The organism is Clostridium sp., assembly GCF_051654825.1.
Taxonomy (GTDB): domain Bacteria; phylum Bacillota; class Clostridia; order Clostridiales; family Clostridiaceae; genus Clostridium.
Map to the genome: position 1 here is coordinate 1 of NZ_JBOFYU010000079.1, position 6,807 is coordinate 6,807.

A 6,807-nucleotide genomic window follows, 5' to 3' on the forward strand; every position below is an offset into this window, starting at 1 on the left:
CCTACACTTACCATTAATCCTAAAAGAAATGCTATTGCTATATTCATCTTTTTATTTGGACTTACTGGATTTTTAGGTGTTGTTACTGATTCTATTATTTGAATATTACCATTTGGTACTAATTGCTTAGATGTTTCTATAAATTCATTTCCTACTGATGTTACTATTGAAGCAACTTCACTTGGATTTCCACCCTTAAACTTTATTTGAAGGATTTGAGTATCTGCTACTGGAACTACTGTTAATCCACTTAACACTTGTCCAGCTGTTAAATCTGTAGATACATTTCCTATTGCTCTTCCTACTAAGTCTTTAGTTTTAATTGTTTCTGCATATGTCTTCATTAATTTTTGATACATATTTACATCATTTTGATTATATCCTTCTACTGCTGCTTCCTCTTTTCCTATAAAGACCTTTGTACTAGCTTCGTATTCAGGTTTTAATATAAAGAAGCTAACAATACCTGATATTAATGTTGCAACTACTGTTATTGCTACAATAAGCTTCCATCTTTTCTTTAATGATTCAATTAATTCTTCTATACTAATTACTTGTTCTTCCATTTATATTTAAGCCCTCCAATATTGCATGTTTTTCAATTCTTTATTACTTTTTTATTAAAAATTCATTTTTTCGACCTTTAAATTATATCATAATATCAATATAATAAAAGTTATTCGCCCCTCTCTCTTTAATAAATAATAACTTTATAAGAATATTTTCCCAAATTAAATTTGACAAATTATTTATAAATAATACATAAGTAAACATTTGCATTTTATATCTTTATGCTTTTTGATATTTTAATATTGTTTTAATTAAATTTATCCATTAAAAAAATACTGTTTCAAAGAAAAAGTTGTTGTCGAAATATGTTGTACGATTTTTTTGTTGTGTTTTTTATTAGTGTTTTTTAAAGAAATTAATGTTTTTTTATCATTTTTTTGCATTTTTTTACTTATAAATATTTTTATTCTAAATTTGTAATTATAAAGCCAAGTTTTTTAAGTTATTTTTTAAATATTTTTAAAATTATAATTAAACTTTCGTCTCACCCTTCTATAATTTGCTTGTACAGAAGATACGGAGAAAATTATATGCTTTTCATATTTTTAGTGTATAATTATCAGGAAAGTAATTATCTGTTACTTTTTTTTATTATTTTGCTATTTAAAGGATAATATTTTGAGAGGTGTAATATGAAAAAGAAAACAAAACTATGGTTGATAGCTATACTTATTATTTTAGCTATACCTTTAACAGTAGTTTTAGGATTAGGGGCTTATGCCTATAATTTATCAAGTAAAATCAATCGTGTAGAAACTACTAAAGAAGAGATTGGTGTTACTCCAAAAACTGAAGAAGAGCTATCTCAATACCCTACATATGAAAAAATTATAAATATAGCTTTATTTGGAATTGACGCTCCTGATGCTTCTGTTGGTCGTTCTGATACAATAATGATTTTAAGTATAGATCCTAATAAAAAGGAAATTAAACTTTCATCTTTAATGAGAGATTCCTATGTTAATATTCCTGATTATGGTATGGATAAGCTTAATCATGCATTTGCCTTTGGTAATTCTGTACTAGCTTTAAACACTATAAATCAAAACTTCGAAGTTGGTGTAGACAAGTTTATGTCAGTTAACTTTACTTCTCTTCCAATCATAATAGATAAGCTTGGAGGAATAGAAGTAACTCTTCAAGAAGATGAGTTATCTCATATAAATAATCACATTAATAGTGTTAATAGTAAAACAGGAGCTAGCAAGCCTTTACTTACAGCACCAGGTTCTTATATTTTAGATGGTGGTGAATCTTTAGCTTATACTAGAATTAGATATGCTGAAGGAGGCGACTATAAAAGGACAGAAAGACAAAGAACTATAATGAAGGGTATTTTTGAAAAAGCTATAAAAATTAATCCAACTCAATATCCATCATTATTAAATGACTTTTTACCTTTAATAGAAACTAATATTTCTACTTCTGAATTACTTTCACTTGGAACTACTATCTTTGATATGAAATCTCCAACTTTAAAAGAAGATAGATTCCCACGAGATGGATTTTGCCAAGGTGAAACTATAGATGGAATTTACTATCTAACATTTGATAACGAAGAAACTAAAAACCAAATTCGTGAATTTATATACGGTGAATAAATAAATACCCAGTAGATTAAGCTTCCCCCTATCTATTATAATAGGATTTGCTTAATTATACTGGGTATTTTTATAATATAATTTATCTAGCTAAAATAGTTGAGAAACTAAAGCTTTTCTTTTTTAATCTTCTTTGTGTATGATTTAGTATTTCTTCATTATTTATAGCCTTTGTTCCATTTCTATCGAATTTACTTTCATAACTTTTTAATGAAGACATATGTTTTAATTTCATTGTTTCTGGAATGTTTTGATTAGCTCTTGTTCCCATAAAATCATATATACCTTCTTTTAATAAAAGCTTAGCTGTCTTTTTTGCTTCTTTTCCATAAACTCCATCTAAACTATTTAAATCTAATTGAAATAAACATCCTATTTCCTTTAGCTTTTCTATTCTTGAAGATTTTTCTTTAATTTGCTCATATCTTTCTGGACTTACTATTATAGGTGTAAAACCCTTTACTACTAATTCAAATGTTTGTTCAATTTTATTCTTTGACATATCTTCTTTCATATCAACTAATATATATTTAGAATTATTTATTGTTTGAACCTTTCCTTCTATAGCTTCAAACATTGTGTTTTCTGAAATATCTAGAACTTGTCCGTAGTATACTTTAACATTTACATTACTTCTAGATAATTTCTCATTAATTTTTGCAACTCTAGATTTCATTTCATCAATTGAAATGTTTTCCCCATTTTCACTATACTCTGAAGTAAGTACTACAGACTTTATCCCTTTTCTTGATAAAGTTTTTATGTAATCAGATGCATTATTATAGTGACTTTCTGTTATGGTTTTTTCTGCAAGTAATTGGCAATTCACATCTACCATTTTTTTATCCTCCCTAAAAATCCTTTTTCCCCTATAGTGAATTTTATAACATTTTTTTGCTTGTTTCTATACTTACAACAATCTTTTCACAAATTTTGTAAACTTAAATTTAAGCTTTAATTTTACTTTTTAAATACTAAAAAAGAACCAACTACAGCCTACTTTTATCGACATTTTTATAGTTAGTTCTTGTTATTTCTCTCTTTATTTACATTTTAAAATAATCATCAGAATATTTGATTTTTCCCACTTTTATCTTCTTTTGTTTTATATGATTTTCTATTCTTTCATCTTTTAATAATTTCATCCCATTTTCTTTAAAAATATCTAACTTTTTCCTTGGAATTTTTGCTATTTTAAAACTTTCTTCTGTTCCTATAAAGTCATATAAATCCTTTTTTAATAATTTCTTTGCAAGCCTTTTTATATATCTACCAAAGTCTCCATTTAAGCTAGCTAAATCTAATTGAAACAAACATTCCATTTCTATTAATTCATCTATTTTTTTCTTATCAACATGTAAATCTCTATATTTTTCTGGATGTGCTATTATCGGAATTAGCCCTCTTAAAGTACATTCATATATTACATCTAATGTTTCGTTATTTACCTTACCATTAAGATCTATTAAAATATATCTTCCCTTATTTAACGTATTTACTTCACCATTTAGATATGCTATTACATTTTTATTATCTGCAAACATGGTGTGTCCAGGATATACATCAACCTTTATATCTTCTTCTTTTAATTTTAATCCTATTTTGTTTACTATTGCTTCTATATCTTTTGCACTTTGTTCATAAACTTCCTTGTCGTAACAAGGAGCTATTACAATTTTATTTATTCCACTTTTTTCGACAGCTCTAACCTTTTCTATTACCCTATCATAATCTTCCATTTTATTCATTGTTCCAGGTAACTGAAAATTGATATCTACCATATACCTCACACCCCTTCACACTTACTAACCCACAATAATATTTTAAACTAAATTTAAAATATTATCTACCATTATTTTACAATTGTTAATTAAAATTAATTTTCCTAAGTAAAATGCACTCTATAAAACTCCCTAAAGAGTTTTTACTAAACTCTTCGCTCTTACTTTTTAACTCTTAACTCTTAACTCTTAACTCTTAACTCTTAACTCTTAATATAAATTTTACCAATACTAAGTTAAAACATAACATAATAAAAAATAGCTACTACTTTATAAAGTCATAACTTTATAGAGTAGTAGCTATTCAAATTCAAATAATTATTTTTTTATAAACCTTGTAGAAATTTAATCTTAATTATTTACTTTTGCTTATTCACTTTCATTTAAATATGATGTTAAAGTTAATAAATTTATTTCTGGTGTATTAAATAATCTAAACTCTAACATCTTTATAGCACAGCTTGCCCCTAATCCCCTGCTAGTATATTGCTTAAAACTTCCCCAAGTATTTAATCCACTAACTTCATATTGCTCTGGCCATAGTCCATTACTCCCATTAGAGTCAGGCACAAAAAATGCACCATAAAATGGTATTCTATACTGTCCCCCATGATAATGACCTGCTATTACTAAATCGTAATTTGCCATTAATGGTGGAGCTATCTTTTTATAAAAATATTTATTCATTGGATAATGAGTAATTACTATCTTTTTATCCTCTATTTTAGCCCTAGGCTCCAAATCATAAAATACATCTTTATTTAAAAACTTTGATATCCATAAGGTTTCTTTTCCTCTTTTTATAGGATAAGGCTTTTCTAATAGCTTACATCCCTTTTCCTGTAGAAATTTTCCTACTTCTGTTATTTCATAATAAACTTTCTTTTCTTTACCTTTTCCTGTCTTTATCTTTTTTATAGATTCTGGTCCATTATTTCCTTGAACATAAAATATATTTTCTTTATTTTTTATTCCATCTAATAAATCTGTAAATGGAGATATATCTGTGGTATGTCTACTTCCCATATCACCTGTTATAGCAATTATATCGTAATCTATTGAATTTATGATATTTAAAAGCTTACCTTGATTTTTTCCAAAAGTTTTGCAATGTAAATCTGTTATTTGCAATATTTTATATCCCTGAAATTCCTTTGGAAGTCCATCTATCTTTATTAGCTCCCTTACTACCTTAATTCTTTTATTATCAATAATTGTATATATTATTAGGCTCATTATTATTGCTATTATACTTATAAATATCATTACTTTTATAGACATATCTACTCCTTATTCTAATACTGATTTAAAATAATTTTTTCTTATAATTTTAATTTATAAATTTAAAAAATTTTATTAATAATCAATTAGTATTTTATCATATATTAGGATAGAATACCCATAAAAAAAGAAATTGATTTTCATCAATTTCTTTTATATTTATAATTACTTATGAAATTATTGTACAATACATTTGATGAACTTTTTCACCATTTTCATCTACTTCATTTGTAAATTGTCTTTCGTGTGCTACTAATTCTGCAAATGTAGGAAATGATACTCCACATCTACAGCTGTGTGTATGATTAACATCATCATATCCATGACCTAAATCATATGGACATGTAGCCTCTGTTTCATTAAGAGATAATTCCTTCATTTCTGGATCTTTCCATTCTTTATTTCCCATATTTTTCACCCTTTTTCTCATATGTTTATTGTTTGTTTTATAAGTATATTCTACTATATTATTCAATATATTACAAATAATTTTCTTAATATTATGTTTTTTGCAATTTATAATCAAAATATTTTTTCTTCAATTAATTTTATTTGTTCATTTGTAGTAAAGCCTTTAATAGGTCTTATTATTCTATATGCCTTAATACTTTTAGCTATTTCTAAACATTCCTTAAAATATTTAGAAGACATCCCACCAAAGGCTTGTATAAATTCTACTCTATAAATATTTCTAGTTATTATACTTAATTTTTCTGTTCCCTTTATTTCTTCTATTATTACCTTTTCTACATCTCCAACTCTTAAGTTAAAAATAGCCTTTAATCTTTTTTCTTTATTTATAAAATCTTCTACAGCTTGGACTACGTACTTTCTCTTTCCATCACCATAAAAGTATTCATGCTCTTTCTTATTATATCCCATACTTTCCATAGCATCTTCACAAAGCTTTTGATATGGAAAGCCTGGATATATCATTGGCCCATCATCTATAAATGTTGATGCTACATCATCAGCTAAGAAGGGATACCCCTTTTTTCTTAGTGCAGTAGTTAATGTTGATTTCCCTGCTCCTCTATCACCTGTTACTATTACTGCATCATCATTCATTACTATTACTCCACCATGAATAGCTACCATATCTCTTTGTAGCATTATAAAGCCCATACAGCTACATGTTAAGTAAATCCTTAAAAGCGTCATATCTGCATCTTTATATTTTCTTACTACTATATCTTTTCCATTAGTAATATAAAATGTTGCTATTTCTCTTATATTGAACCACACAACTTCTTTAGATACCTTTATAGTTGAACCCTTTTTTATTTCTTCTTCTATATAATTTGGAATATCTCCATATTTTATATTAATATAATCTTTTGCTTTTTCCTTTAGAGGCATTAACTGGTCTAATTCTATTTCTGATTTTATATTTAATCCATACAACCTATATTCCTTCAAATTTTACCTCTCCCTTATAAAATATATTGCTTGAAATAATCTTAATAAAAAAGGAATACGAATGCACTTCATATTCCCCTTTAATAATTTAATTAAGATAATATGCTAAATTCAGCATATAACTTATTGTCACCCTTTGGTGCACTTGGACATTC

Annotated in this window: 7 protein-coding genes; 1 reads left to right on the plus strand and 6 read right to left on the minus strand. The window is 26.2% G+C overall.

Translation table 11 applies throughout. From position 1 onward, the window contains the following. A partial coding sequence (locus ACRDBA_RS04815; protein WP_438571788.1) for a YveK family protein occupies positions 1 to 566 on the minus strand: 566 nt, incomplete at its 3' end. Between the two features lie 636 nt (positions 567 to 1,202). On the opposite strand from ACRDBA_RS04815, the gene ACRDBA_RS04820 reads away from it, so the two are divergent. Continuing rightward, entirely contained in the window at positions 1,203 to 2,171 is a 969-nt protein-coding gene (locus ACRDBA_RS04820) for an LCP family protein (protein ID WP_438571789.1), read from the plus strand. An 82-nt stretch (positions 2,172 to 2,253) separates the two neighbouring features. On the opposite strand, the gene ACRDBA_RS04825 is transcribed toward ACRDBA_RS04820, so the two are convergent. The 5 genes from ACRDBA_RS04825 to ACRDBA_RS04845 form a co-directional block, all read right to left on the minus strand. Beyond that, a complete protein-coding gene (locus ACRDBA_RS04825; RefSeq protein WP_438571790.1) occupies positions 2,254 to 3,009 on the minus strand; it encodes a CpsB/CapC family capsule biosynthesis tyrosine phosphatase in 756 nt (251 codons plus the stop codon). A gap of 208 nt (positions 3,010 to 3,217) precedes the next feature. Continuing rightward, complete coding sequence (locus tag ACRDBA_RS04830; protein ID WP_438571791.1) at positions 3,218 to 3,952, minus strand: CpsB/CapC family capsule biosynthesis tyrosine phosphatase; 735 nt, start codon at positions 3,950 to 3,952, stop codon at positions 3,218 to 3,220. 369 nt (positions 3,953 to 4,321) lie between these two features. After that, positions 4,322 to 5,233, minus strand: a complete 912-nt coding sequence (locus ACRDBA_RS04835) for a metallophosphoesterase (RefSeq protein WP_438571792.1) — start codon at positions 5,231 to 5,233, stop codon at positions 4,322 to 4,324. Positions 5,234 to 5,402: 169 nt separating this feature from the next. Further along, positions 5,403 to 5,642 (minus strand): hypothetical protein, encoded by a 240-nt coding sequence (locus ACRDBA_RS04840; RefSeq protein WP_438571793.1) that lies wholly within the window; start codon positions 5,640 to 5,642, stop codon positions 5,403 to 5,405. A gap of 113 nt (positions 5,643 to 5,755) precedes the next feature. Further along, positions 5,756 to 6,652: a hypothetical protein gene (locus tag ACRDBA_RS04845; RefSeq protein ID WP_438571794.1), complete on the minus strand. Its 897-nt coding sequence runs from the start codon at positions 6,650 to 6,652 to the stop codon at positions 5,756 to 5,758. Positions 6,653 to 6,807: the final 155 nt, after the last annotated feature.

Coding starts and splice junctions, on each gene's coding strand:
- ACRDBA_RS04820 (WP_438571789.1), top strand. CDS start 1,203: ATGAAAAAGAAAACAAAACTATGGTTGATAGCTATACTTATTATTTTA.
- ACRDBA_RS04825 (WP_438571790.1), bottom strand. CDS start 3,009: ATGGTAGATGTGAATTGCCAATTACTTGCAGAAAAAACCATAACAGAA.
- ACRDBA_RS04830 (WP_438571791.1), bottom strand. CDS start 3,952: ATGGTAGATATCAATTTTCAGTTACCTGGAACAATGAATAAAATGGAA.
- ACRDBA_RS04835 (WP_438571792.1), bottom strand. CDS start 5,233: ATGTCTATAAAAGTAATGATATTTATAAGTATAATAGCAATAATAATG.
- ACRDBA_RS04840 (WP_438571793.1), bottom strand. CDS start 5,642: ATGGGAAATAAAGAATGGAAAGATCCAGAAATGAAGGAATTATCTCTT.